The following is a 25,244-nucleotide window of genomic DNA, read 5'->3' on the forward strand; positions in this document are numbered from 1 at the left end:
ACGGCTGAGGCGGCGGGTGCGCCTGGTGGTGAACGGCATGGTTTCCCCCAGTTGTCGGTGGATCGACGTTCGGTCACCCACCGTAATCGGAGGGTCTGACAACGGACCGCTCGCGCGCGAGGCGCTCGAAGAAGCCGAGGAGCGCCGGGTCGTCGACCGAGCCGGGGTTCACCGCCGCGGTGAGGGCCGTGCCCTGGAGGACGCGCTTCACGGGGACTTCGAGCCGCTTGCCCGTCAGGGTGTGCGGGAGCCCGGGAACCTCGATGATCTCGTCGGGCACATGGCGGGGCGAGAGTTCGCCGCGCAGGGCGGCGGTGACACGGCCGCGCAGTCCGTCGTCCAGGACGGCGCCGGGCGCGAGCCGGACGAACAGCGGCATCCAGTACGCGCCGCCCGGTTCCTCGACGCCCACGACCAGGGCCTCGGCGATCTCCGGCAGGCGCTCCACCGTCTCGTAGATGTCGGCCGACCCCATGCGCACCCCCTGCCGGTTCAGCGTGGAGTCGGACCTGCCGTGGATCACGACCGTGCCGCGGGAGGTGAGGGTCGTCCAGTCGCCGTGCCGCCACACCCCGGGGAAGACGGTGAAGTAGCTGTCCCGGTAACGGTCGCCGCCCGGGTCGTTCCAGAAACCGACGGGCATCGACGGCATCGGGGCGGTGACGACGAGTTCGCCGACCTCGTCGGTCAGCGGCACACCGTCGTCGCTCCAGGCGCCGAGCGCCGTGCCGAGGCCGGGCGCCTGCAGCTCGCCCGGCCACACCGGCAGGGTCGGCACGGCGCCGGCGAAGCAGCTGCACACGTCCGTGCCGCCGCTGACGGAGGCGATCCACAGGCCGGCGCCCGCCTCCTCGTGGAGCCACCTGAAACCGTCCGGCGGCAGCGGCGAACCGGTCGTCGCGACGCAGCGGGTGGCGGACAGGTCGAGGTCGCGGCCCGGGCGGACGCCGGCCTTGGCGCAGGCCATGACGTAGGAGGCGGAGGTGCCGAGGACGGTGGCGCGCGTGCGCTCGGCGACGCGCCACTGGGCGTCCGTGGCCGGGTGGACGGGGCTGCCGTCGTGCAGGACGGCGGTCGTGCCGGTGAGGAGGGCGGAGACGAGGAAGTTCCACATCATCCAGCCGGTGGACGTGTACCAGTAGAACCGGTCGCCCGGCCCCAGGTCGCAGTGCAGGCCGATCTGCTTCAGGTGTTCGAGGAGGATGCCGCCCTGGGAGTGGACGATCGCCTTCGGCAGCCCGGTCGTGCCGGACGAGTACAGCACCCACAGGGGGTGGTCGAACGGCACCGCCTCGAAGACGGGCGGCTCCCCGCCGGCCGTCAGCTCCGCCCAGTCGAGGGCGCCCTCCGGCGCCGGTGACCCGAGCAGCGGCACGTGGACGGTCGCCCGCAGCCCCGGCAGGCCCCGGCGCAGCGCGGCGACGGTGTCGGCGCGGTCGTGGACCCGGCCGCCGTGGCGGTAGCCGTCGACGGCGAACAGCACGACCGGCTCGACCTGCCGGAAGCGGTCGAGGACGGCCCGCACCCCGAAGTCCGGTGCGCAGGAGGTCCACACGGCGCCGACCGCCGCCGTGGCGAGCAGGGCGATCACGGCCTCGGGGATGTTGGGCAGGTAGCCGCTGACCCGGTCCCCGGGGCGCACGCCGAGGCCGCGCAGCGCTGCGGCGAGCGCGCCCACCCGGTCCCGCAGTTCCGCCCAGGTGACGGGCTCGGGCTCCAGGCGTTCGTCCACGCGCAGGAGGGCGGGCCGGTCGGCGTTCAGCGGGTCGTCGGCCGCGCGCAGGGCGTGCTCCGCGTAGTTGAGGGTGGCGCCGGGGAACCAGCGGGCGCCCGGCATCGCACGGTCGGCCAGGGCGCGGTCGTACGGCGTGCGGAAGCGCACGTCGAACCAGTCGGCGACCGAGCGCCAGAAGGCGTCGAGGTCGGTGACGGACCAGTGGTGCAGCGCCGCGTAGTCCGCGCCCGGATCGCCCGCCCCCGGCGCGGGGGCGCCGTACCGTGTCGCGGCCCAGGCGTGGAACGCGGTGAGCCGGGCGCCGGCCACCCGTTCGGGCGCGGGGCGCCACAGCGGTGCGGGACCGGGGGCTGAGGCGGCGGTTCCTGACGTCTCGACGGTCATGGCGGCTCCCTGCGCGCTCGGCGGACGCCGGTCGTCCCGGCTGCTCACCAGGACGATGCCAGGTGCCCCGGCCGCTTTTCCAGGGCCGCGCCACCCGGACGCCGCGCGCCGGGCCGTCCCGGCTGTCGGGGCACGGCCGGCGCTGGTAGGTGTGGGGCGTGCGCCGTCGAACCACCGCAGCCGCGGGTCTCGCCGCAGCCGCCGCGTTCGCCGGCGTGCTCCTGACCGGTCCCGTCGGTGCCGGGGCGCCGGACGGCGGTGACGGCGGGCGGGAGCGGGCGCCGGCGGAGTTCACGGCGCTGCGGGACGTCGCGCCGTCCATCGGCCAGGACATCCGGTACGCCGGCGACCACAACTTCACCGGCGAGCCCGTCGACGGCTACCGCGAGGCCGAATGCCTCCTCACGCAGGACGCCGCGCGCGCCCTGCGCCGCGTGCAGCGCGCCGTGCGCAGACGCGGGTACGCGCTGCTGGTGTACGACTGCTACCGGCCGCAGCGGGCCGTCGACCGGTTCCTCCGCTGGGCGGACGACACGGACGACACGCGCACGAAGGACGAGTTCTACCCCCGGGTGCGGAAGGACCGGCTGTTCGACGAGGGCTACCTGGCCGAGCGGTCCGGGCACAGCAGGGGCAGCACCGTGGACCTGACGCTGCGGCGTGACGGCGAACCGGTGGACATGGGGACCGGGTTCGACTTCTTCGACCCGAAGTCCCACCCGGACGCCGATGGGTTGAGCGAGGATCAGCGCTCCGCGCGGGCCGTGCTCAGGGAGGCGATGACCGCGCAGGGCTTCGTCCCGGTGGAGACGGAGTGGTGGCACTTCACCTACGGCGCCGAGCCCTTCCCCGACACGTACTTCGACTTCCCGGTGGAGCGCGGCGTGCTGCGCGACTGAGCCGGAGCGACGACGCGGCGCCCGGAACCACCCCCGTCGGTCCCGGGCCACCGCGCTCGGTGCCTTCCACGCGGTACGGGCACGGGACGGTTCGCCGGACCCCGGCGTTGTCACCGTTTCGCGACCTGGGCGACGCCGGACGGAGATCTCCGCCGGACGGCGGGCGCCGTGGCCGCGCCGGCCGTGTGCTCAGGCGGGGCCGTACGGGTCGTCGCCGGGCGGGGCCGACGGCAGCGGGGCGGCCCGTTTCACCAGCAGCGCCATCTCGTAGGCGACCTGTCCCAAGTCGGCGTCGGGCTCGGCCATCACCGCGAGCGCGGCGCCCTGCCCGGCGGCCGTGACGAGGACGAACGCGCCGTCGAGTTCCACGAGGGTCTGCCGCACCGCGCCGGTCCCGAAGTGCCGCCCGACGCCCCGCGCGAGGCTGTGGAAACCCGAGGCCACGGCGGCGAGCTGCTCACCCGCGCTCTGGCCGAGGCCGCGCGACGCGCCGCGGGGCAGGCCGACCGCCGCCAGCAGCAGGGCGTGCCTGACCCCCGGGACCCGGTCGGCCAGTTCGTCCAGCAGGCCGCCGATCCCTCCGGGGCCGTTGGGAAGTTCACTCATGGTCCTGCCTCACGGTTCGGGGCTTGCGGGGGTTCCGTCGGACGGGGGGCCGCCGGTCTGCTGCCGGCCGCGCCGCCAGCCGCGCTGGAGGGCCGCCACGCGGGCGCGCACCGCTTCGGCGTCCAGCTCGGGCGGGTCGTCGCCGGACGGGACGCCGCGGACGCCGGCACCCTCGGCGTCCGGGCCGTCCGGGCCGTCCGGGCCGTCCTTGGTGTCAGGGCCGCCGCGGGCGGCCGGGCCGCGGACCCGCCGGGGCAGACCGACGGGCGTGGCGGCCGGATGCCCCGGCGGATCGTCGTCGGGCGGCGGGGCGACGGGGCGGCCGTGGTCGGCCACCAGCACCGGCGCCCGGTGCCGGCGCGGCAGCCCCGGACGCCCGGGCGGGGCGCCGCCGGGCTCGCCCTCGCCGGGGGCGCCGTCGCGGACATCGCCGTCCCCGCCGCCCGGCTCGGTGCCGGCCGGTCCGACCGGGGCGTCCAGCTCCACCGGCCCGTCGACCGGCCCGCCGCGCAGCGCCGGTCGGCCGGGCACGTGCGACAGGCGGCGGGGCGGCTCGTCACGGGCCTCGGTGAGGAGCTCGCCCGGGACGAGGGTGACGGCCGTGGTGCCGCCGTACGGGGAGTCGCGCAGCGACACGCGGATGCCGTGCCGCTCCGCGAGACGCGAGACGACGAACAGGCCCACCCGGTCCGTGTCGGACGGCTCGAACTCCGGCGCGTCGGCCAGACGCGCGTTCGCCTCCCGCAGGGCGTCGGCCGTCATGCCGAGACCGCGGTCGTGGATCTCCAGGGTGAAACCGTGCGGCACCCGCTCACCGGTGACCTGGACGGCCGTGTGGGGCGGCGAGAAGACGGTCGCGTTCTCCAGGAGTTCGGCGACGAGGTGCACCAGGTCGGCGACCGCACCGCCCGCGACGGTCAGCGGCGGCAGGAGCCGCACCTCGACCCGTTCGAAGTCCTCGACCTCGGCGACGGCCGCCCGCACCACGTCCATCAGGGTCTCCGGGCGGCGCCACTGGCGGGCCGGCGCCGCGCCCGAGAGGATGACGAGCCCCTCCGCGTGCCGGCGCATCCGGGAGGCCAGATGGACGGCGCGCACGAGGTCACCCGCGTCGTCGGACGTGCCGGCGCGGCGTTCGACGGTCTCCAGGAGGGTGAGCTGACGGTGCAGCAGGACCTGGCTGCGGCGCGCGAGGTTCACGAAGACCTCGGCCATGCCGCGCCGGGTGCGGGCGCGGTCGACGGTGGCGCCGACCGCCTCGCGCCGGAGGGTGTTGACGGCCCGTCCGATCCGGCCCAGCTCGTCGTCGCCGTAGTCGAGGACCGGGGCCTCCGTCTCCACGTCCACGTGCTCGCCGGCGGCGAGACGGCGGACCACGCCCGGCAGCCGCGTCTCCGCCGCGTCCCTGGCCTCGCGGGACAGCGACCGCAGGTCGCGCACCAGGTCGCGGCCCACGCGCGCGGCCACCCACACCGACAGCGCGAGGGCGAGCGCGCCCGTCACGAGCAGCAGCAGCGCCCGCGACCGCTGCCCCGAACTCTCCGGCGCGACCCCGGCCTCGTACCGGGCGCGGGCGTCGTCGCCCAGCTCGGCGAGGGCGTCGAGCGCCGTGGTGGCGGCCTCCTGCCAGTGGTCGGGGCGGACGGTGCCGGTGCGGCCGGCCAGCAGGTTCTGCTCGGCGTCGGCGAGGATGCGGGCGGTGCCGCCGCCGCTGAACGCCTCGTACGCCTCCCGGTCCTGGATCGGGAGGTCGGGGACGGCGGTCCGCTCGGCGAGGTCGCGCTGCGCCAGGAGGTCGGCGAGGGCGCGGAGTTCGCCGTCGGTGGTGCGGCCGAAGGCCAGCGCCCCGGAGACGAGCGCGTCCTCCTGCGACAGGAGGTCGCGCGCCCGCGCGAGGCCGACGAGGGCGTGCCCCTGCGCGGCGAGCCCGGGGTCGTCCGTGGGGCGGAGCGTGTCGAGGAGGCGCAGGGCGGGGGTGACCAGGCCGGTGTAGGCGGCCAGGGCGTCGGGGCGGGAGATGGTGTTGCTGTCGACCTGTTCGCGCAGGGTGGCCAGGCCGTCGACGGCGTCGGTGAGGCCGGCGAGCCGGTCGCGGGCCGCGCCGGGCAGGTCCCCGGCGGCCGACCGGCCGAGGGAGTCGACCCGCTCGGCGGCCCCGGTGGCGCGTTCCCTGATGTCGCGCAGCGCGCTGAGTCCGTCGGCGCGGCGGGGGTCACCGAGCTGGACGAGGGTCTGGCGGCGCTCCTGCTGCACGGCGTCGACCAGGTCGAGCACCGGCCCGGTGAGCTTCTGCGCGGCGTCGCCCGCCGCGCCCGCGCCCCGGGCGTCCGGCACCGTGACGGCGACGGCGAGCGCCCAGACGGTCAGGAGCGACAGCAGCGGCACCAGGACCAGCGCCGTCACCTTCCGCCGGATCGACTTGCCGCGAAAGCGCATGCCCTCCCCTTGGGTGAATCGGTCTCCCGGCCCCGTGAGTCCGTACCGTCCGCCAGCGCGAGCCTACTACCGGTGCGGGGACGAGGGGCGGGTATCGGCCCGGCGGCCGGGGGCGGTCGGCGGCCGAGTGCCTCATCCTCGTCCGTACCCCGGGGGCGCGCAAGGCGTTCTACCATGGGTGGCGCGGGCATTTCCGCGCACTTCCCACCGCTCGACACCGTGCAGGGAGCGAAGGCGGCGTGTACGCGAGACCCCGTATGCCGGACCCGGTCAGGGCGGCGTGTGTGCGGGCCGGGATCATCGTGGCCCTGACACTGACTCAGCTCGTCATCGTGCTGCTGTGCACCCTGGCGGGCTCGTGGCTGGTCCTCCCGATGCTCGTGTGCACGCTCGCCAGCTCCGTCGTGGCCACCTGGTCGGTGCTCGACATCTGGATCACGCGGCAGCAGTGGCGGCAGCGGCACGGCGTGGTGTCCGTGCCGAGCAGCGTGGCGCGGCCCCGTCCCTGGCGGCGGGGGGACGAGGTCGGGCCGCCCTTCACCTGACGGCCGGCCGGCGCGCGCTCAGCCCTGGGCACCGTCCGGGGGCGGGCGGCGGAACACCCGCGTGGCGGTGATCTCCCCGTGCACGGTGGCTTCCCCGTCGGCGGCGGGCCGCGGCAGGCCGGGGCGCAGGTGCTCCTCCACGCTGATGTACTTCAGGCCGGCGCGGAGGTCCGCGTCGTTCCGCAGCCGGATGACGAGGGGGAACTCGGCCAGCGCCGTCGTGTCGAACAGGCCGGTGGTGTAGAGCAGTTGCACACCGAGGGCGTCGGCGACGGCGCGTTGCAGCTCCAGCAGGTAGGTGGCGTTGGCGCGGCCGATGGGATTGTCGAGGAACAGGGTGCCGGCGTGCCGGTGCCGGTCGTGGCCGCGGTCGTTGCTGCGGAGGGCGGCCATCGTGCAGTACAGGGCGATCGCCGCGGTGAGGAGCTGGCCGCCGGAGAAGACGTCCCCCATCTGGCCGACCGGGACCCGCTCGGCGCGCAGCACGGCGTCCGGCTTGAGGATCTCGACCCGCACCCCGCGGGGCTGGAGCGCGGCGTGCACACCGCGCAGCAGGAGGGACATGCCGTCGCGGCGCAGGTCGGAGTTCTTCCGGACGGCGGCGCGCGTGGTCTCGTCCACGACCTCGCCGAGGCGTTCGGTCAGGGTGGCCTGATCCGGGTCGTCGAACCGGATGCGCAGGAACTCCTGCCCCGACCACTCCCCCAGCCCCTCCGGCAGCCGGGACAGGCGCTGCGCGGCGCGGAGGGTGGCGAGCGAGGACTCGACGAGGCCGCGCAGGCGGTCCACGATGCTGCCGCGGTTGCGTTCGAGCTGGGCGAGTTCGTCGGTGAGCACGCGGAGCCTGGGCGCGAACGCCTCGGCCCAGGCCGCGGCGTGGGCCGGCAGGGCGGCGGCCGGAAGCTCGCGGATCTGCTGCCGGGCGGGGGTGCGGACCTGCTCGTAGCGGGTGGAGTTGGCGTGCCGGACGAGGCGGTCGGCCGCCTCCCGCACGGCCGCCTCCGCCGCCGCGAGGCCGGCGGCGCACGCCCGCAGCGCGCGGCGGGCGTCGGTCGCCGACTGCCTGGCCTCGGCCAGGGTGCCGGGCCAGGCGTCGGTGTCCTCGGCGGGCGCGGTGTCGCCGGTGCCGTCGGGCTCGGCGGACGGCTGGCCGGGGGCCGGGTCGCGCAGCAGGTCGCGCAGGAGGGCGGCCGTCTCGTCGAAGCCGCCCACGGCGTCCCTGGCCGCCGCGAGGTCGTGGAGCAGGCCGTCGTGGGCCTCGCGGGCGGCGGCGAGCGCGTCCTCGCGCTCGGCGAGGCCGGCGGTGGCGGCCTTCAGCAGCTCACGGGCGCGGTCCGCGTCCTCGGGGACGTCGTCGGGGGCGAGGTCGACGTGGCTCGCACCGTCGGCGGGGGCGAGCCGCTCGGCCTCGCCGCGCAGCCGGCCGAGCCGCTCGCTCGCGGCGGAGGCGCGGGACTCCAGGAGCTGCACCAGCCCCTCGGCGCGCGCCGCGGCGGCCTGGCGGGAGGGTCCGTCCGCGCCCTCGGTGCCCTCGAGGAGGGCCGCGGCGCGGGTGCGGACGCGGTTGCTGAGCCGGTCGAGGGCCGCGCGGGCCGCGCTCTCGTCGCTCTCGGCGCGGGCCTGTTCGGCGCGCAGGTCGGCGCCGACCCCGACCTTCTCGTAGAGCTGGGACGCGGAGCGGTACGCCTCCCGCAGGTCGGGCAGCGCGGCCCGGCCGGCGGTGCCGCCGGGAGTCCCGTCGTCGGAGACCTCGTCGTCGGGGGCGCCGGACACCTCCGCCCGTTCGGCGCGCAGGGCGCGGGCGGTGCGGCGGGCGTCGTCGGCGGCGCGCTGCACGCTCCTGCGGTCCTCGTCGGCCGCGCGGGCGCGCTCCAGGAACGCGGCGGCGCGGGCCTCCGACTCGGCGGCCTCGGCGGCCAGTTCGCGCAGCCTCGCCTGCCGGCGCGGCCGGTCGCGCAGCCGAAAGGCGAGGCCCGCGATGGCGTCGGCGGAACGGCGGGCGCGCTGCGCCGCCTCCTGCCGGGCGTCGCGGGCGGCGGCCGCCTCGGCCGCGGCCTCCTCCGCCTCGGCGCGGGTGGCGCCGGCCGCGGCCAGCCGCTCGCGCGCGGCGTCCGCCTCGGTGCGGGCGCGCCGTGCGGCGTCGGCCAGTTCGGCGAGACGGCCGGCCGGGCAGCCGGCCCGCCAGGACGCGATGCGCGCCGCGAGCCCCCGGTCCCCCGCGGTCCTGGCGGCGAGGGCGCGGATGTCCGCGTCCCGCTCGGCGGCGCGCCCGCGCAGGGCGCGGCGCTCGCCGTCGGCGGCGTGCTCGTCGTGCATGGCCGGGTTGGGCGGGACGAGGAACACGCCGCTGTCGGGCGCCGCCGACGGCGGTGTGGGGGCCAGGAGGGCGGCGGCCGTGCCGACGGCGACGGCGGAACGCGGCAGGAGCGCGGCCGACGCCAGGGCCTCGCGGGCGCGGGCGTGCCCGGCCGGGTCGGTGACGATGACGCCGTCGACCAGTTCGGGGCGGGCCGCGAGGACGGCCGCGTGGTCGGCGGGGTCGACGGCCTGGGCGAGGTAGCGCCAGCCGGGGAGGGCGGGGATGCCGTGCTCGCCGAGGTACTCGACGGTGGCGAGGACGTCGGGACCCGGCGGCAGGAGGCCGCCGTCGCCGAGGGCGGCGAGGATGCGGGCGTCGTCGGCGGCCGCCGTGCGCAGCTCGAACAGCCTGCGCTCGTCGGCCGCGGTGCGCTCGTCCAGGAGGCGTGCGAGGTCGTCCGCGGTGCGGTCCAGCTCCTCGGCGGTGAGCGCGGGGCCGGCCTCAGCGCCGGGTGCCGGGTCGCCCGCGGGGTCCTGCGGGAGCCCGAGGAGTTCGGACAGGCGTGGCTCGGCGGCCAGGGCGGCCGCGGTGCGGTGCTCCGCGCGCCAGGCCGCGCCGGCCGCCTCGGCCGCGTCCGCGGCGCGGGCGGCGGCCAGTTCGGCGCGGCCGTGGGCCGCGGTGGCCTGCCGGGCGTGCTCCGCCGCCCGGCCGGCGGCCTCCCGGGCGCTCTCCAGCGCGGCGGCGGCGGTCTGCGCGGCGTCGTCGGCCGCCAGCGCCGCGCGGGCCGGGTCGGCGCCCTCCAGCCAGCCGGCGCGGACCGCCTGTTCGGTCTCCTGGTCCATCTCGGCGAGGCTCTGCCGCAGGTGGTCGCCCTCGCTGCGCGCGCGCTGCGCCTCGGTGGCCGCGGTGGTGGCGTCGCGGTGGGCCGTCTCGGCGGCGGCCAGGAGGGTCGCCGACCGCTCCTCGTGCTCGGCGGCCACGCGTTCGCTGTCGGCGGCGGCGGTGCGCAGCGCGCGGACCAGGGCGGCGGCGGCCCGGCCGCGGGCGGCGAGGGCCGGGGCCGCGTCCCGTTCGGCCTCGCGGATGGCGGCGGCCACGCGGGCGGAGCGGTCGGCGGCGGCCCGGTGCCGCAGGACCGTCTCGGCGGCCTGCCACGCGGCCTGGAGGGTGCGGGCCTCGGTCAGCTCGCGGCGTTGCGCCGCCGCGGCCTTCTCGGCGGCGGTGAGGGCGAGGGACGCGTGGCGGTAGGCCAGTTCGGCGGCGGTGCGGGCGGCGAGGCCGCGGGCGCGCTCGGCCTCGGTGACGGTCAGGGCGGCGGCTGCCGCGCGCTCCTCCAGCGCGGTGGTGCGGTCCCGCTCCGCCCGGCCGCGGGCGGCCAGGCGCCGGGCGAGGCCCCGGACGCGCTGTTCGGCTGCGGTGTGGACGCCGCGGGCTGCGTCCCGTTCGGCGGCGGCCTCGGTGATGCGGGTGAGGAGGTCGACGGAGCCGGCCGTGAAGTCACGCTCGGCGGTCAGCTCGGCGCGGCGGCCGAGCTTGTGGGCGAAGCCGTGCACCAGGTCGGCGAGGCCGTCGGTGTCGCGGGTGTCGGTGACCGCGCGCAGCAGCAGGTCGGTGAAGTCGGCGTCGTGCCGGACGGCGAAGAGGCCGGCGGCCTCGCCCTCGTCGGCGTTCATCTCGCGCTGGTAGCGGAAGAGTTCGGGGTCGAGACCGAGGCCGCCGAGGTGGTCGATCCAGCGTTCGTGGATCTCCTCCCAGACGACGTCCAGGTTCGGGTAGGTCCTCCCGGTCTCGGTGAGGACGTCGCGGAAGCCCTTCATCGTGCGGCGGCGTCCGCGGGCGCCGGAGGCGCCGTCGGCGCGCGGGCGCAGGGCGGTGGACTCGGCCACGGGCAGGGAGTCCAGGCTCATGCCGGGCCCCGGCCGGAACGAGTACCACGCCTCGGCGAACCGCCGCGGGTCGCTGGAGACCTGGTGGCCGCGCCACTCGCTGACCTTGCCGACGACGACCGTCTCGCCGGTGCGGGTGTGCTGCCACTCCAGGGCCACGTGGCCGCAGTCGTCGGCGAGGAGGAACTTGCGCAGCACGCCGGAGCTGGCGCCGCCCAGGGTGTTGCGGTGGCCGGGCAGCATGACGGAGAAGATCAGCTTGAGCAGCACCGACTTGCCGCCGCCGTTCTCCAGGAACAGGACGCCGGCCGGCGCGGGCCTGCGCGGCGGCCCCTGCGGCTCGTCCTCGAAGAAGTCGGCCTGGGCGGGCGCCGGTTCGGGGACGGGCGCGCCCACGCCGCGCAGGTCGAGGAGGGTGTCCGCGTACCGGGCGCCCGCCGGGCCGATGGAGTACAGACGGATGCGGGCCAGCTCGTACATCGTGGAGGTCCTTACGCGAACGGGGGCACGGCCTCAGCCGTGGAACGGGAGGCCGGCGTCGGGCACGAGCCCCAGTGCGTCCTCGTCGGTGGGGGGCAGGAGGGTCCCGCTGCCGTCGGCGACGGGGACGATGCCGAGGGCGAGGAGCTCGCCCATGGCGGCGGTGGCGGCCAGTTCGCGGACCTGGAGGCGGTAGCGGGCGGTGGTGCGGAAGGTGCCGCCCGCCTCGTCCCCGGTGCGCTGGAGGAAACCGGAGTCGGCGAGGAAGGCGACGGCCTTGCCGACGATGCCGGTGGTGGAGCCGGCGAGGCGGCGGGCGTCCTTCGTCGCGCCGGTCGCGGTGCGGCGGGCGTAGACGCGCCAGGCGGCCTCGAGGCCGGGGCTGTCGGTGGCGGGGTCGGTGTTCTCGCCGTGCTCGGCGGCCTGTTCGGCGAGGCGGCGGCACGCCTGGCGGACGAACGCCTCGACGCCGCCCACGGTGACGCGCCCGATGTACCCGTCGTCGGCGAGGTCGGCCGGGCGGGGGAACGCCAGGGCCGCGACCGCGAGATGGGCCAGGCCGTGGAGGAAGCGGTCGGCGGTGTCGGTGGCGGCGCGGCGGGCGTACTCGCTCATGCGGACGGCGAACACCGAGTCCTCCGCGGCGGCGACGGCCATCCCCGCGCCGGGGGACACCTCCAGGACGACGAGGCCGAGGCCGGCGGCGACGGCGTCGGCGAGGCGGGCGAACGGCGGCTCCTCCTGGTAGCGGCGCAGCAGGGTGCCGTATTCGGCGTCCCGGGCGGGTGAGACCTTCGGCTGGAGGCCGAAGGAGACGAGCCGGGCGGCGTCGGCGGCGTCGCCGGGGGTGAGGGGGGCGGCGACGGGCCGCTCGGTGTCGGTCATGCGGTGCCTTCCGTCCGCTCCTGGGCCATGCCGGCCGCGTCCAGCAGGGCGGTGCCGACGATGAGGTCGGCGCCGCCGATGTCGGGGTCGGTGAGCTCGGTGCCGTCGTCCACGGCGAACAGCAGGCGCGGTTCGCCCTGGCGGTAGGCCGTGCCGACGGGCGGGCTGGCCGCGTGGACGGCGAGCAGGGCGACGAGGTGCGGCAGGTCGGGGTCGGCGCGGCGGGCGTCGGCGAGGAGGCCGGACAGGCGGCGCGGGGCGTCGTCGGGCAGCCGCAGCAGGTCGAGGGCGGTGGCGAGCTGCTCCTCGGTGAACCGGCTGTCGTCGGGTGTGGCGACGAGGTCGGGCTCGGGCAGCTCGGCGCCGAGGTGGTCGCGCGGCGCGGGCGGGGTGAGGAGCTGTTCGGTGAGGTCGGCGAGGCGGACGGCGCCCGGCGGGCGTGGTGCCGTGCCGCGGGCGAAGAACGCGTCGGTGACGCGGGTGGCGCGCTCCAGCGGCTCGGTCAGCAGGGGGGCGAGGAGCTGCCCGTACAGGTCGGTGCCGGCGCGGGCGGCGGGCGCGGCGAACGCCTGCCGGTCCTGCTCGGCGCGGAAGAGCGGGCCCGCCTCCAGCAGGCGGGACTGGAGCTGGGTGTGGCGGCGGATGCAGTCCTTGACGATGTCGACCAGCTCGGCGGCGCGCAGCCGGTGGCCCGGCGCCGTGGCCTCGTCGCGGGCGCGGCGGATGTTGGTGAGGATCGCGTTCTCGTGGCGGTAGCGGTCGGCGATGTGGTCCAGGGCCTCGGCGATCATGTCGGGGACGGCCCTGAGCCAGTCGACGGAGCGGACGTCGCGGCGGGTGCTCTCCAGGGTGCGGCGCAGGGCCTCGGCGTACTGGACGGTGCGGTAGCGGGCCTGTTCGGCGGCGAGCTGGGCGTCGGCGAGGCGGCCCCGGCTGATGAGGACCTCCAGTTTGACCTCGGCGGCGATCTGGGCGCTGGTGACGTCGGTGTCGAGGGCGCCGACGAGGACGTTGACGGCCTCGTCGGTGGTGCGCAGCCACACGCCGCCGCCGGGGCCCGGGACCTCCTCGATGAGCTTGAAGTCGTAGTCGCGGCGGACGTAGGAGCCGTCGGGGTCGAAGGTGCCGTAGACGGCGCGGAAGCCGCGGTTGACGCTGCCGACGTTGATCAGGTTGTCGAGGACCCAGCGGGCGACGCGCTCGTGCTCGGCGGCGGGGCGGGCCGGCGCCTGGGCGGCGACGCGCGGCAGCAGGCGGGCGACGATCAGCTCGTGGTCGGCGCCGGCGTCGAAGTCCATGGCGAGGGTGACGAGGTCGATGGCGGCGAGCGCCACCTCGGCCATGCTGTAGGTGCTGTACTCGCCGGCCAGGTTGGCCTTGCGCGCGTCGAGGTCGTGGAGGGGGGCGGTGCAGGCGAGGGCGCGCAGGCGGCGGGCCAGTCCCTCGTCCGCGGCCGGCCCGGGAGCCGGCCTGGTGGGGAGCTGACCCGCACCGGTCGGCGCGTGTGTCGACGAGGCGGGTGCGGTCACGAGGCACACCCTAGGCGGTGGGACTGACAACGAGCGATTCCGCACGGATGCGGACGCTTCGGCCGGCCCGCGGGCCACCGGTGCCCGGTCGCCGGCCGGCGTCAGTAGGGGGTGTGGTTGCGGGCCAGGAGCAGGGCCACGTCGTCGGCGGGCGTGGCGCGGCGGCGGCCGGCGAGGACGCGGTCGCACGTCTCCTCCAGCGGGGCCGGGGGGCCTTCGAGGAGGGCGCGGAGGGCTTCGAGTCCCTCGTCGATGGGGGCGTCGCGCTCCTCGACGAGGCCGTCGGTGAACAGGGCGATGGTCGCCCCGTCCGGCAGCGGTCTGCGGTCCTCGGTGAACGGGACCCCGCCGACGCCGAGGGGGACGGCGTTGGGCAGCCGCAGCAGGTCGGCGGTGCCGTCGGGCTGGACCAGGACGGGCGGCAGGTGCCCGGCGCTGGCGATGGTGCACCGGCCCGCTGCCGGGTCGCACACGGCGTACACGCAGGTGGCGATCGTCGTGCCGAGGGAGCGGACCACCTCGTCGAGGTGGCCGAGGAGTTCGGCGGGCGGCAGGTCGAGGCGGGCCAGGGCGCGGATGGTCGAGCGCAACTGGCCCATGATGGCGGCGGCGTGGACGCCCTTGCCCATGACATCGCCGACGACGAGTCCGAAGCGGCCGTCCGACAGCCGCAGGACGTCGGCCCAGTCGCCGCCGGCCTCGCTGACGGCGGGCAGGTAGCGCAGGGCGACGTCGAGGTCGCGGCCCTCGGGGAGCTGGGGGCGCAGGCTGCGCTGGAGGATGAGCGCGATGTCGCGCTGGCGGCCGTAGAGGCGCGCGTTGTCCACGCTGATGGCGGCGCGGGCGGCGAGTTCGCCGGCGAGGGCGAGGTCCTCGGTGTCGAACGGGCGGCGCTCGCGCGTACGGCTCAGGGTGAGCGTGCCGAGGACGTCGCCGCGGGCGATGAGCGGGACGACGAGCGCCGAGTGGACGCCGGCCCGTGCCAGCGCCGCGGCGGCGTCCTCGTCGCGGGCGATGCCGGGCAGTTGCTCGGACCCCAGCCGGGTGAGCAGCCGCGGCCTCGCCTCCCGTGCGACATCCGTGACCACGTCGGGCGCGGCGTGGCCGGCGCCGTCGCTCAGCGGGTGGGCGGCGCGGCCCTCGCGGGCGGCGGCGCGTGCGACGGCGGCCAGGGTGCGGACGAGGGCGGGGCCGTCCCGGAGGGATGGGGTGCCGGCCTCGTTGTCGAGGACGGCGTCGAGGATGTCGACGGCGGCGAGGTCGGCGAGCCGGGGCACGGTGACGGCGGCGAGTTCGCGGGCGGTCGTGGCCAGGTCGAGGGTGGTGCCGATGCGGGCGCCGGCGTCGGCGATGACGGCGAGGCGCTCGCGGGCTGCGCTGACCTCGGCGACGGCCTGCTCCCGTTCCGTCACGTCCAGGGCGGCCGCCGCGACGCCGTAGGTGCGGCCGCCGGGGACGGCGACGCGGTAGTAGGAGACGGACCAGATGTGCTCGTGGCCGGGGTCGGCGAGGGTGCGGGCCGTCGTGTGCTGGCCGAGGAGGGGCTCGCCGGTGGCGAGGACGCGGCGCAGGGCCGCCTCGACCCCGGTCAGGTCCGCGCCCCGCCATGTCTCGCCGAAGCGGCGGCCGGTGAGCCGGTCGGCGGGCAGGCCGGTCAGTTCCTCCATCGCCGGGTTGGCGCGGATCCAGCGGAGTTTGGCGTCGAGGAGGGCGATGGACAGCGGCGACTGGTCGACGATGCCGGCGGACAGCGCGAGGTCGGTCTCCAGGCGGCGGACGGTGCCGGTGCCGGCGGCGATGACGAGGGCGCGCGGCTCGCCGTGCGGTCCTGCCGTCCACTGGGCGCGGAACTCGGCCCGGCGCAGCAGGCCGTCGGCGAACCGCACGGGCAGGCCGCCCGACCAGTCGGGGCCGCCGGGCCTGCGCAGCCAGTCGGCGGTGAGGCGGCGGGGGCGCCCGGGGCCGAGCAGGTCGACGACGGAGCGGCCGGTGACGGCGTCGGCGCGGTGGCCGAAGAGGCGTTCGGCGCCGGGTCCCCACAGCAGGACGCGCCCGGCGCCGTCGAGGACGATCTCCGCGATGGCGAGCGTGTCGAGGAGGCCGCCGGGCGGCGTGACGGCGTCGTGGACGGTGCCGGGTCCCCGCGGCGCGACGGGGTCCGACGCCGTGCCGGTCTCCTGCTCGGGGTCGCGGGGGCCGTCGCCCGGTGGTCGGTTCATGGCTGCTCTCAGCCCCGCTCCAGCGACTGCTCGGTCCAGATGGTCTTGCCCGCGCCGGTGTACCTGCTGCCCCAGCGGCGGGCGAGCTGGGCGACGAGGAACAGGCCGCGTCCGCCCTCGTCGGTGGGGCGTGCCCGGCGCAGGTGCGGCTGGGTCTCGCTGGGGTCGGAGACCTCGCACACGAGGGTGTCGTTCAGGATGAGCCGCAGGCCGATGGGGCCGCCCGCGTAGCGGATGGCGTTGGTGACCAGTTCGCTGACGATGAGTTCGGTGGGGAAGGCGTTGCCGGTGAGGTCCCAGTCCTTCAGCTGGTCGATGACGGCGTCGCGGGCGCGGCCGACGACCTCGGCGTCGGCGGGGAACTCCCAGTCGGCGGTGGCGCCGGGCGGCAGCGGCTGCACGCGGGCGACGAGGAGGGCCACGTCGTTCGACGGGGCGCGGTCCGGCAGCAGGGCGTCCAGCAGGGATTCCCCGATGTCGGCCGGGGAGCGTTCGCCGGCCGCCTCCTCGGTGACGCGGGCACGCAGCAGGTCGCGGCGGCGCTCCGCGGGTGGTCGCGCCGGCCCGGGGGCGACGAGTTCCCCGCTGTGGAGGACGAGGAGGCTGTCCGGTTCGACGCCGATGCGGACCGACTCGAACGGGACGCCGCCGACGCCGAGGGGCGGTCCCGCCTTGAGGGCGATCTCCTCGGCGGGACGTCCGGGCGCGGCGACGAGGGGGGCGATGCGGCCGGCGGCGGCCAGGACGCACTGGCTGGTGACGGGGTCGTAGACGCAGTACAGGCAGCTCGTGCCGACGGCGCCGCCGGCAGCGGCGCCGCTGCCGTCCGGCCGCCCGCCGTCCTCGCCGGCCGCGGCGGGGGGCGCGGTGTCGGCCAGCCGGGTCGCGAGGTCGTCGAGCCGCGTGAGGAGTTCGTCCGGCGCCAGGTCCATGTCGGCGAGGGTCTGCACGGCGGTCCGCAGCCGTCCCATGGTGGCCGTCGCGCCCAGGCCGTGCCCGGCGACCGTGCCGATGACGAACGCGACGCGCGCCGACGACAGCGGGATGACGTCGTACCAGCTCCCGCCGATGCCCGCCGCCGTCACGGCGGGCAGGTAGCTGCCCGCGCTGTGCGCCCCGGGCAGTTCGATCACGGGCTGGGGCAGCAGGCTGCGCTGGAGGCTCTCCAGGGTGCGGTGCTCGCGGGTGTAGCGGCGGGCGTTGTCGAGGCTGAGGGCGGCGCGGGAGCCGATCTCCTCGATCAGGTCGGCGTCCTGGCGGGTGAAGCGGGGCCGCGCGGGCGACCGCCACAGCGCGAGGACGCCCAGCTGCTGCCCCCGGGCGCGCAGCGGGACGAGGAGCCCGGAGCCGGGTTCACCGGACAGCACGCCCCTGCCGTCGCCGGGGCCGGCCGCCTCGTCCTGCGCCGTCGGCCCGAGCGGGGTGACGCGCAGGTTGTCCCAGTGCGGTTCCAGGACGACGCCGGTGCCGCCCGGCAGATCCGGCAGGGCGTCCACGCGGAACAGCGCCCCGGTCCTGCGCAGGCCGGCCGGCCAGTGGCCGTCCGCCGACACGGCGGCGACGCGGCGCACGGGCGGGCCGAGGAGCGAGGGTCCCGGCTCGTCGCCGGCGAGGACGGCCGCCCCGAGGTCCACGGTGGCGAGGTCGGCGAAGCCGGGGACGAGGACGGCGGCCAGCTCGTGGGCGTTGCGCTGCACGTCGAGGGACGGGCCGATGCGTTCGCTGGCCCGGTGCAGGATCGCCATGCGGCGGCGCGCCTGGTGCTGCTCCGTGATGTCGGTGAACAGGCTGACGATGCCGAGGACGTGCTGGTCGGCGTCCTTCAGCCGGAGGGCCGTGACGGCGAGGACCCGCTCGCGGTCGGGCGCCGACACGAGGCGGGCGGGGTGCTCGGAGTAGATGAGCGGCTCACCGGTGCGCGCCACGTGGTCGAGGCGTTCCTGAAGCGGACCGGCGTCCTCGGGGACGACGAGGGCGCCGAGCGGCTGGGGCAGCGGCAGGGCGCGCAGGGGGCCTGTGGCGTCGGGGTGGCGGCCCGGCGGCAGGTTCATGCGCGTGATGGCCAGGGTCTCGTCGTGGATGGCGATGCCGACCTGGTTCTGCGCGAACAGGGCGCGCAGCAGGGCCTGGTCCTCCTGCCGGCGCCGCGCGGCGGGCCCGGGGGTGAGGACGACGAGGTACCGCGACAGGGCGTCGTCGGGGACGTCCAGGGGGAAGAGGTCGAGCCGCGCCTCCGTCACGGCGCCGCCCGGGTGCCGCAGCGGTACGGCCCGGTGGACGCTGCCGTCGGCGCGGGTCATGCCGGCCCAGGAGTCCGGGTCGGCCAGCAGCCCGGGCATCGTGGCGTGCGCGAGGTCGTCGAACGTGCGGCCGGTCAGCTCGACGGCCAGCGCGCCGGTGCCGCCTGCGCGGGCGCGGACCGTGCCGTCGGCGGCGACGATCAGGAGGAGGGACGCCCCGCCGGGCAGGGCGCCGGCGGGGGCTGCGGGACGGCGCTCACGTTCCTCCCTCGGCCTTCGTCCGGCGGTGGGCCTCCCCCGGGTCCCACTGTGGTCCCGGGCGCGCCGCCCGGCGAGCCGGGGGCGTCCGTCCGGGGGCGGCGCGGGATGCGGGCGCGGTGCGGCGGAGGTCCAATGGAGGGGCGGGTACCGGCAGGCACGGGGGTGGCGGACGGGAGGAGGCCCACGATGACCGCACCGCGACGGCTCCTGCGCGCGCTGCCCCCGGACCACCGGGACCGGCTGATGGCGCTGGCCCGCGAGGTCACCTTCGACCAGGGCGACCGCCTCTTCGAGGAGCGGGGGCGGGCCGACCGGTTCTGGATCATCCGGTCGGGCACGGTCCGGCTCGACCTGCGCCTCGGCGGGCGGCGGCCGGTGGCGGTGTCGTCGCTCGACACCGGCGACATGCTGGGCTGGTCCTGGCTGTTCCCGCCGCACGAGTGGGACTTCGGCGCGGAGGCGCTGAGTCCGGTGCGGGCGTACGAGTTCGGCGGGGCCGCCGTCCAGGAGCTGTGCGACGAGGACCCGGCGTTCGGCTACACCCTGCTGCGCGTGGTCGCGGAGATCCTGGCGTCCCGGGTGCGGACGGAACGCACGCGGCTGCTCGACCTGTTCGCGCCGCACGCGGGCGGCGGGCCGCGGCCCGCCCCCTGAGCCGCCGCGCCTCACGCCCCCCGGTCGGAGGGCGCGCGGGTGCCGCCGGGCCGCCCGCCGAGCCGGCCGCGCACGGCCGTCTGCACGTCCGCCTGCTCGGCGGGATCGGCGGCGAGGCGGCGCAGGCGCTCCACGACACGGGCGTCCACGGTGGTGGCGTGCCGCGCGCCGGTCGCGCGGGTGTCCTCCTCGCAGTCCCAGAGGCACTCGACGGCGAACCCGGCGGCGAACGACGGGTCCGTCACGGCGAGCGCGCCGGCCGCCTCCCCGCGCAGCCGTGAGGAGGCCGTCTCCCGGTACACACGGCGCAGGACGGGCACGGCGCCCCGGATCCCGAGCCGGCCCGCGCCCTCGATCAGGGGCCGCAGCTCCTCGGCCTGCGCTCCGTGCCGCCGCAGGGCGCGGCGCAGGGCGTCCAGCACGGCGGGCGCGTCGCCCGGGTCGCCGCGGCGGGCCAGGACGGTGGCGGCCGTGGTGCCGAGCGCGTCGTCGCGGCGCGCCCACCGCCTGGCGTGGGCCAGCGCGTCGGGGCCGCACATGCGGGTGAAGGCGGTCAGCGCGGCGCGTGCGACGTCCGCGTCGGGCGCGGTGGCGGCCGCCTCGATGAGGGGGCAGACGTCCGGGTCGTCGCGCTCGGCGAGGTGGCGGAGCGCGGCGGCGCGGGCGGCGGGGGCGCCGTCCGCCGCCGCGGCCAGCAGCTCCGGGCGGTCGCCCGGACCCGCGACCGCGCCGAGGCAGCGGGCGGCGGGGGCCTCGCGCCACTGGCGCGGCACGCTGTCCCAGCCGTCCTGCGCCCAGGCGAGGACGGCGCCGACGCTCCATCCGGGGCGCGGCCCCGGCGGGCGGAGCTGCCGCTGCCAGCGGTCGAAGGACCCGGCCTCCAGGGCGCGGGCGAGGCGGGCGCGCTGGGCCGGCCGGGCCGGGTCCCGCGCCCACAGGTGCCAGGGGCGGGGCTCGAACGCGTCGCGGACGGCGGCGGCGAGCGCCGCGTCCCCCTCCTCACCGGCCGGGAAGCGGGCCAGGACGGCCGGGCCGATCGCGGCGAGGCCCGCGTCGTCGTCGTGGACGGCGAGTTCGTCGAGCGCCCACCGCCAGTTCGCGCCGTGGACGGCGTACTGGCGCAGGAGGGCGAGGGCGCTGGTGTTGAGGCGCGCGGCGGTGGACCCGGAGCTGTGGGTGAGGCCGGTGAGGTGGCCGAGGACGGACAGGGCGAGGCCGGTGCGTTCCTCGTCGGGCAGGAGCAGGTCGTCCGGGTCGGCGAGGTGGGCGGCGATGGCGTCGAGGCCGGCGTCCAGCTCGGCGTAGAGACGGGCGTAGTAGAGCGAGCGGTGTTCGAGCTGCCAGTCGTGGCGGGGGTCGTGCAGCACGCAGTGGTCGACGGCGGCCACCGCCTCCGCCCGGGGGGCGGCCAGCGCGTGCAGCCAGCCGTCGCCGCGCCCTCGCTGGAGGAGCCCGAGAAGGCTTCCGCCGGGCGCTATGTCGGTTTCGGTGGGACTGGCGAACATATGAGTCAGCATCCGGTGCGGTTGTGCCGGTGGCAACGGGATTTCCGTCCTGGCGGCTCCCAACCGGTGCGGAGCCCGGCTCCACCATGCCATCCCGGCCGCCCGGCGCCCAAGGAACGGGCCGCGGCGCGAGCGGCTGATTATGGCGTGGCGCGGGTAGGTCTGTGTCAGAGTCGGACCCGTCCGGCGCCCGGTGCACCGGCCGCGGACGGCGGGAGCGCGCACGGGCAGGGCCACGCGGGGTTGCCGCGGCGGGTGGGAGGCGGAGATGGAACGGCTCGATGCAACGGGCGGCGGTCTGGAGCGCCAGGGCGCCGAGCCGGAGGCCGAGGCGGGCCGCGCCGAGTGGAACCTGCTGACCGACGCGGTCCAGTGGTCGCCCGGCCTGTTCACCCTCTTCGGCCGGACGCCCGGCGAGGGTCCCCTGACGCTCGACGAGTTGCCGTCGTGGCTGCCCGCCGAGGACCAGCCGACGCTGACGGCGGCCGTCACACAGTGCCTGGTGGACGGGCGGCCGATGGACTGCGTCTTCCGCGTGCACCGGTCGGACGGCTCGTTCCGCACGGTGCGGATGGCGGGCGAACCGGTGCTGGACGAGGGCGGCGACACGGTGGCCCTGTGGGCGCTCATCGGGCACGCGGCCGGTGACGCCGGCGCGGCGGAGGCGGGCGAGCGGATCGATCTCGCGGTGGACGACGCCGCGTTGACGGCGTGGCCGGGAGGTGCGTCGGCCGGCGGGCGCGCGGCCCGCGGCCCGGGGACGCTCGAGCTGGCCGCGCGCCGCCTGCCGGCCGACGGTGCACCCGGCCTGGCGCCCGGCCCCGGCGGCAAGTGGCTCGACGCGCTCGACCTGCCGGACGGCGGCCTGCTGCTGACCGTGGGCGACCTGTCCGGCCGCGGCGCGACGGCGGAGGCCGACATGGCGACGGCGCTCGGCGGCATCCGGGGCATCGCGCTGACCGGCGCGGGCCCGGCCGCCCTGCTCGGCCACCTGAACCACCTGCTCGACGGGGGCGCGCGGCCGGTTCTGGCGAGCGCCCTGTGCTGCCGCTACGAGCCGGGCGCGCGGCTGCTCACGTGGGCGCAGGCGGGCCACCCCGCGCCGCTGCTGTACCGGTCGGGGCGCGGCAGGGCACTGCCGCGGCCGCGGGGCACGCTGCTGGGCGCGATGCCGGACACCACGTACGCCGAACGTGTGGACGACCTGGAGCCCGGTGACGTACTGGTCCTCCATACGGACGGTCTGTTTTCGGACATCGCCGGGGACGTGGCGGACGGCGCCCTCGACAGCGGTCCCGGGCACCGGGCGGACCCGCGGCTGCTCGGCCTCGCGGCGCGGCTGACCGAGGCGACGACCGCCGCGGAGGCCCTGGACGTGATCACCGAGGCACGGAACGCGGCCGGTGACGGGGCCGAGGAGGCATGCGTCCTGGTGGCACGCGTCCGGCGGTAGCCGGATCCCGCACCGGCCGGCCGGCATGTCGCGCCCGCTCCGGGCGGGCGGCGCCGGTCCGGCTGGGACGACCACCCCGCCGTGCGGCGCGCATCGCGCGAAGACGACGGGCATGAGCCGCGATCCGGTGCCCTTCGACGCACCACGTCCGACGCCGCAGGCAGCGCGGACGTGACCCGCGCGATCGGCCGGACGCCAAGGACACCGCCGACAGAACGAGCCGCCACGCCGGCGGGCGCCGGACCGCCTGCGTGGAGCCGGCACGGCCACCCCGCACCCCGAAACCCCCGGCCCCGCGTCGCACCCGGACACGGGAAGCACGGCCGGCGGCACGAACCGGCGCGTGCCCCGTGCCCGGCCGGAGCGCGGGCGGGCTCCCCGGCGGGTGCTGCGGGCGAGCCGCCCGGCCGGGGAACCCGTGTCGTCACACGAGGCGGCCGTCCGCCGACGCGAGGCCAGCGCGCAGGCGTTCCGGGAAGTGCTCCGCCATCTCCTCCCGCAGCGCGGCGATCCCCTCGTGACCGCCGTAGCGGCCCGTCAGGCGGTACATCTCCCGCAGCCGGTCCCATGTGCGGTGCGACGAGTTCTCGCCCATCCCGGCCAGGGCCAGGCGGGCCGTCCGGTCGGCCTCCTCCGGGTTGTCCCCCAGCAGGCACGCGGACGCCAGGGAGATCTGGTCGAAGAGCCGGGAGCGGGCCTTGCCGCCGTCCCGCAGGGCCAGCGCCCGCCGGGCGTACCGCTCCGCGACGGGCGCGGCGGACGGGTCGTGCTCGGCGAGGGTCCGGTACGCGAGGGCCTCCATGCCGTACAGGTCCGCCTCGTCGAACATCTGCATCCAGCTCGGCGGCGGCACGTTCCCGTCGTGGGAGACGAACAGTTCCTCGGCCTCGCCGAGGGTGCGGCGCATCTCCCGGCCCCGGCCCATCGAGGCGTGCGCCCACGCCTCGATGGTGGCGAGCATGGCGCGGGTGCGGGGCAGCGCCTCGTCGCCCATCCCGGCCCTGGCCAGCTCCATCAGGTCGAGTGCCTCGTCGGGCCGGCCGAGGTGCACCTTCTGCCGGGCCGCGCGGGACATGGCCTCGCCGGCGCGCGGCCGGTCGCCGCCCTCGCGGGCCGCGTGCGCGGCGATGACGAAGTACTTCTGCGCGGTGGGTTCGAGGCCGACGTCGTGCGACATCCAGCCGGCGAGGACGGCCAGGTTGGCCGCGACGCCCCACAGTCTGCGCTGGAGCGCGGGCGGGTTGCGGTAGGCGAGCATGCCGCCCACCTCGTTCAGCTGGCCGACGACCGCCTTGCGCTGCAGCCCGCCGCCGCGCGCGGCGTCCCACGCGCGGAAGATCTCGACGGACTGTTCCAGCGCCTCGACCTCCTCCACGCCGGCGGGCGCCGCCTCGTAACGGTCGAAGCCGGCGCCGTCGTCGAAGCGGTCCGCCGCGGGCGAGCCGCCCGGGACGGCCCGCAGCCAGTCGTACATGGCGTCGCTGAGTGCGGATCCCGCGGCGAGCGCTGCGCCCGCGCCCACCATGCCGCGTCGGTTGAGCATGAGGTCCATTCCCGTGAATTCGGTGAGGACCGCGGCCGTCCGCCTCGCTGGCCAGGGCACCCCGCGCAGGGACAGCTCGTCCCCCGCGCGTCCTGGCCGGCGTAACCCGAGGTCCTCGATGGTCACGACACGGCCGAGCCGTTCCGTGAACAGCGTCGCCAGCAGCTCCGGCACCGGATCGCGGGGGATCTCCCCCATGTCGATCCAGCGGCGCACCCGCGAGGTGTCCGTGGCCAGTTGGGGGCAGCCCGAGGCCGCCGCCCGCCGGTTCACGAGCCTGGCGAGCTCACCCTTGGACCAGCCGGCGAGCCGGAAGAGGTCCGCGAGACGGGTGTTGGTTCTGCTGCTCACGTCAAGCCCCCAGGATCTCGGCTGAGTTGACAGTAACCAACGCGCAACGCACCGAAGCTGATTCGCCATGCTTCGCCAGGGTCCGCCACATGGTGTGCCACCCGTCGGACAGGGTGATGTAGACACCGCGTCACTCCGGTCGGTGGCGGCGCGGCACATCCCCCAGGGTGCCCGTACCGCCGGCCGGGGAACGCGTGAACCCGTCGCACCCGAAGGGACGATGCCCCCTCATGTATCCGTCACCCCCTCCCGTCGCCACCCGGCCCCGGCCGCGTCCCCGCGTCCCGTCGGTCGGCCGGACCGCCGCGGGACTCGACGACCGCGCCCACGGACCGCGCCGGGCGGCGCCGGCCGGCGGACGGCTGGACTTCTCGGGAGCCCGGGGGGAGCGGCTCCGCGCGGCGCTGGCCGCCGTATCCGAGATCTGCCCCGACTTCTCCGCGGCCCGGGTCCTGGCCGACGACGGGACGATGCTGGTGCTGGCCGGCATGACCGGGCGGCGCGCGGTCGTCGCGAAGTGCCTCGCCGGGCCGAACGGCGCGCGGGCCGAGCGGTTCCGCCTGGAGATAGGGGCGTACCGGACGTTCGTCCGGCTGCGGCCCCCCGTGCGGGTCCCCCGCCTGATCGCCGACGATCCGCACCGCTGCACGCTGGTGACGGAGTTCGTGCCCGGCCGGACGGCCGTGCCGCGCCGCCACCCGTCGGCGCCGCCCGCGACCACCGACCAGCGCGCCACGCTGCAGGCGCTCGGCCGGGTCAATTCCTGGCAGCCGCCGGAGGGCGCGTTCCCCGACGCCGTGAACTATCCGGCGCAGCTCGCCCGTTACAACGCGCTCGGGCTGCTTGCCGACCGGGACATGAGCGACCTGCACACGCTGCTGTGCGGCCTGGCACGGCGCGGCAGGCAGGAGCTGCCGCGGGAGTTCTGCCACGGCGCGGCACGCCTGGAGAACGTCGTGCTGTCGCCGGCCGGGCCGGTGCTGCTGGGCTGGGAGTCCGCCGGCTGGTACCTGCCGGGCTACGACCTGGCGACGCTGTGGACGGACCTGGGCGACGTGCCGGTGACGCGGCGCCGCATCAGCCAGCTCGCGCACGCGTCGGGACCCGGGGGCAGGGACGCGTTCCTCGTGAACCTGACGCTGGTGCTGACGCGCGAGATCCGCCGCTGCGAGGAGAACGTCCAGCGCGCCATGCGCAACACCGTGACCGCGCCCACGGGCGGTCTCTCGTACGGCGAGGAGCAGCGGCTGCGGCTGCGGCGGCTGCACGACGACTGGGCGCTCGCGCGCCGCGCGGTGCGCGCCGCCGTCGGCACCCGCTGACCCCGTCCGCGG

The 25,244-nt window shown here is 77.3% G+C and carries 15 protein-coding genes; 5 read left to right on the forward strand and 10 right to left on the reverse strand.

All coding sequences use genetic code 11. The features are described 5' to 3' along the window. Positions 1–73 precede the first annotated feature (73 nt). Positions 74–2,119 (reverse strand): acetoacetate--CoA ligase, encoded by a 2,046-nt coding sequence (locus EMA09_RS01735; protein WP_129838197.1) that lies wholly within the window; start codon positions 2,117–2,119, stop codon positions 74–76. Positions 2,120–2,334: 215 nt separating this feature from the next. On the opposite strand from EMA09_RS01735, the gene EMA09_RS01740 reads away from it, so the two are divergent. Next, positions 2,335–3,018, forward strand: a complete 684-nt coding sequence (locus tag EMA09_RS01740; protein ID WP_240796612.1) for a M15 family metallopeptidase — start codon at positions 2,335–2,337, stop codon at positions 3,016–3,018. A 189-nt stretch (positions 3,019–3,207) separates the two neighbouring features. On the opposite strand, the gene EMA09_RS01745 is transcribed toward EMA09_RS01740, so the two are convergent. After that, positions 3,208–3,624 carry a roadblock/LC7 domain-containing protein gene (locus EMA09_RS01745; protein ID WP_129838201.1) on the reverse strand — a complete coding sequence of 139 codons (417 nt, stop codon included), beginning with the start codon at positions 3,622–3,624 and terminating at the stop codon, positions 3,208–3,210. Positions 3,625–3,633: 9 nt separating this feature from the next. Further along, positions 3,634–6,060 carry a nitrate- and nitrite sensing domain-containing protein gene (locus EMA09_RS01750; protein ID WP_129838203.1) on the reverse strand — a complete coding sequence of 809 codons (2,427 nt, stop codon included), beginning with the start codon at positions 6,058–6,060 and terminating at the stop codon, positions 3,634–3,636. 302 nt (positions 6,061–6,362) lie between these two features. On the opposite strand from EMA09_RS01750, the gene EMA09_RS01755 reads away from it, so the two are divergent. Next, complete coding sequence (locus tag EMA09_RS01755) at positions 6,363–6,605, forward strand: hypothetical protein (protein ID WP_240796189.1); 243 nt, start codon at positions 6,363–6,365, stop codon at positions 6,603–6,605. A gap of 18 nt (positions 6,606–6,623) precedes the next feature. Here the strand turns inward: EMA09_RS01755 and EMA09_RS01760 are convergent, their stop codons facing one another. From EMA09_RS01760 to EMA09_RS01780, 5 genes are all read right to left on the reverse strand, one after another. Beyond that, a complete protein-coding gene (locus tag EMA09_RS01760) occupies positions 6,624–11,270 on the reverse strand; it encodes a hypothetical protein (protein ID WP_129838205.1) in 4,647 nt (1,548 codons plus the stop codon). A gap of 33 nt (positions 11,271–11,303) precedes the next feature. Next, on the reverse strand, positions 11,304–12,155 hold the full coding sequence (locus EMA09_RS01765; RefSeq protein WP_129838207.1) for a hypothetical protein: 852 nt from the start codon (positions 12,153–12,155) through the stop codon (positions 11,304–11,306). Next, a complete protein-coding gene (locus EMA09_RS01770) occupies positions 12,152–13,684 on the reverse strand; it encodes a hypothetical protein (RefSeq protein WP_129838209.1) in 1,533 nt (510 codons plus the stop codon). The genes EMA09_RS01765 and EMA09_RS01770 overlap by 4 nt, the downstream gene beginning before the upstream one ends. Positions 13,685–13,785: 101 nt before the next feature. After that, positions 13,786–15,903, reverse strand: a complete 2,118-nt coding sequence (locus EMA09_RS01775; protein WP_129838211.1) for a SpoIIE family protein phosphatase — start codon at positions 15,901–15,903, stop codon at positions 13,786–13,788. An 8-nt stretch (positions 15,904–15,911) separates the two neighbouring features. Next, complete coding sequence (locus EMA09_RS01780; protein ID WP_129838213.1) at positions 15,912–18,242, reverse strand: SpoIIE family protein phosphatase; 2,331 nt, start codon at positions 18,240–18,242, stop codon at positions 15,912–15,914. 348 nt (positions 18,243–18,590) lie between these two features. Here EMA09_RS01780 and EMA09_RS01785 point away from each other — a divergent pair, with 348 nt between their 5' ends. After that, positions 18,591–19,058, forward strand: a complete 468-nt coding sequence (locus EMA09_RS01785; protein ID WP_129838214.1) for a cyclic nucleotide-binding domain-containing protein — start codon at positions 18,591–18,593, stop codon at positions 19,056–19,058. 11 nt (positions 19,059–19,069) lie between these two features. Here EMA09_RS01785 and EMA09_RS01790 read toward each other — a convergent pair whose 3' ends face one another. Continuing rightward, on the reverse strand, positions 19,070–20,563 hold the full coding sequence (locus tag EMA09_RS01790; protein ID WP_129838215.1) for a HEAT repeat domain-containing protein: 1,494 nt from the start codon (positions 20,561–20,563) through the stop codon (positions 19,070–19,072). A gap of 268 nt (positions 20,564–20,831) precedes the next feature. Here EMA09_RS01790 and EMA09_RS01795 point away from each other — a divergent pair, with 268 nt between their 5' ends. Then, positions 20,832–22,016, forward strand: coding sequence for a SpoIIE family protein phosphatase (locus EMA09_RS01795; protein ID WP_129838216.1), 1,185 nt, complete (start codon positions 20,832–20,834; stop codon positions 22,014–22,016). Positions 22,017–22,440: 424 nt separating this feature from the next. Here the strand turns inward: EMA09_RS01795 and EMA09_RS01800 are convergent, their stop codons facing one another. Continuing rightward, complete coding sequence (locus EMA09_RS01800; protein ID WP_129838217.1) at positions 22,441–23,910, reverse strand: hypothetical protein; 1,470 nt, start codon at positions 23,908–23,910, stop codon at positions 22,441–22,443. Positions 23,911–24,140: 230 nt separating this feature from the next. Between EMA09_RS01800 and EMA09_RS01805 the strand changes: the two genes are divergently transcribed. Further along, a complete protein-coding gene (locus EMA09_RS01805) occupies positions 24,141–25,232 on the forward strand; it encodes an aminoglycoside phosphotransferase family protein (protein WP_129838218.1) in 1,092 nt (363 codons plus the stop codon). Positions 25,233–25,244 lie beyond the last annotated feature (12 nt).

Source organism: Streptomyces sp. RFCAC02 (assembly GCF_004193175.1).
Taxonomy (GTDB): domain Bacteria; phylum Actinomycetota; class Actinomycetes; order Streptomycetales; family Streptomycetaceae; genus Streptomyces.

Bases quoted from the DNA above. Each gene is read 5' to 3' on its own strand.
- EMA09_RS01735 (WP_129838197.1), bottom strand. From the start codon at position 2,119: ATGACCGTCGAGACGTCAGGAACCGCCGCCTCAGCCCCCGGTCCCGCA.
- EMA09_RS01795 (WP_129838216.1), top strand. From the start codon at position 20,832: ATGGAACGGCTCGATGCAACGGGCGGCGGTCTGGAGCGCCAGGGCGCC.
- EMA09_RS01790 (WP_129838215.1), bottom strand. From the start codon at position 20,563: ATGTTCGCCAGTCCCACCGAAACCGACATAGCGCCCGGCGGAAGCCTT.
- EMA09_RS01775 (WP_129838211.1), bottom strand. From the start codon at position 15,903: ATGAACCGACCACCGGGCGACGGCCCCCGCGACCCCGAGCAGGAGACC.
- EMA09_RS01760 (WP_129838205.1), bottom strand. From the start codon at position 11,270: ATGTACGAGCTGGCCCGCATCCGTCTGTACTCCATCGGCCCGGCGGGC.
- EMA09_RS01785 (WP_129838214.1), top strand. From the start codon at position 18,591: ATGACCGCACCGCGACGGCTCCTGCGCGCGCTGCCCCCGGACCACCGG.
- EMA09_RS01750 (WP_129838203.1), bottom strand. From the start codon at position 6,060: ATGCGCTTTCGCGGCAAGTCGATCCGGCGGAAGGTGACGGCGCTGGTC.
- EMA09_RS01745 (WP_129838201.1), bottom strand. From the start codon at position 3,624: ATGAGTGAACTTCCCAACGGCCCCGGAGGGATCGGCGGCCTGCTGGAC.
- EMA09_RS01765 (WP_129838207.1), bottom strand. From the start codon at position 12,155: ATGACCGACACCGAGCGGCCCGTCGCCGCCCCCCTCACCCCCGGCGAC.
- EMA09_RS01780 (WP_129838213.1), bottom strand. From the start codon at position 18,242: ATGCCCGGGCTGCTGGCCGACCCGGACTCCTGGGCCGGCATGACCCGC.
- EMA09_RS01805 (WP_129838218.1), top strand. From the start codon at position 24,141: ATGTATCCGTCACCCCCTCCCGTCGCCACCCGGCCCCGGCCGCGTCCC.